At 60.1% G+C, this 954-nt stretch carries 1 protein-coding gene; it reads left to right on the plus strand.

Going from position 1 to position 954, the window contains the following annotated elements; all coding sequences use genetic code 11:
- Positions 1 to 24 precede the first annotated feature (24 nt).
- On the plus strand, positions 25 to 954 hold a 930-nt coding region (locus AC07FD_RS39485; protein WP_478354208.1), incomplete at its 3' end, for an IS110 family RNA-guided transposase.

Consider the following 954-nt stretch of genomic DNA (forward strand, 5'->3'; position numbering starts at 1 on the left):
GCCAAACATCACCTGGAGGTCAGCATGCAAGCCAACACCACCAAAGGCCCGGCCGCTATCCGCGTCGATCTTGCCGCAATATTTGTCTCGTTAGAACTGTCTCGTTCAAAATGGCTCGTGACCTCGCTTTCGCCAGGTGGGGGCGAGAGAATGTCGCGACACATCGTGTCGGGGGGCGACATTCCGGGTTTGCTCGATCACTTCGCAGAGCTGCAACGAAAGGCGGAAGTGCGGACAGGGCAGAGCGTTCGGGTCATATCAATCCAGGAGGCTGGTCTGGATGGATTTTGGATACACCGGGTCCTCGAACGCGAAGGCATCGAGAGTTATGTCGTCGACCCGGCATCCATTGCCACATCGCGTCGCCGTCGGCGGGCCAAGACCGACAGGATTGACGGGGAAGCACTGGTTCGAGCGTTGTTGGCCTACAGCCGCGGCGAGCCTCGGGTTTGCGCGATGTTGCGAGTGCCAACGCGGGAGGAGGAAGACCGTCGCCGGTTGGTGCGGGAGCGGAAGGCGCTGACGAACGAGCGGATCAGGCACGTCAACAGGATAAAGGGTCTTCTGTTCAGCCAAGGTGTGTCCGGATACGAACCGTTGAAAGGCGATCGACGCAAATGCCTCGACGCGCTCATTACCGGAGATGGGCGTCCACTGCCGCCAGCGCTCAAGGCGCAGATCAGCCGCGAACTTGATCGCATCGAGTTGCTGATCCAGCAGATCAAGGATGTTGAAGAGGCACGCGACGCCATGCTCGTCGCGGCAGATGTGCCAACACCGACCCTGCTGCTCAACCTCAAGGGCATCGGTCCGGAATTTGCCGCCGTCCTGTGGTCTGAGGGATTATCGCGCAAGTTTGACAATCGACGACAGGTTGCCGCCTACGCCGGTTTGGTGCCAACGCCCTGGCAAAGTGGGCAGGTTAATTGCGAGCAGGGAGTCTCGAAGTCCGGC

Source organism: Mesorhizobium waitakense, from assembly GCF_056431085.1.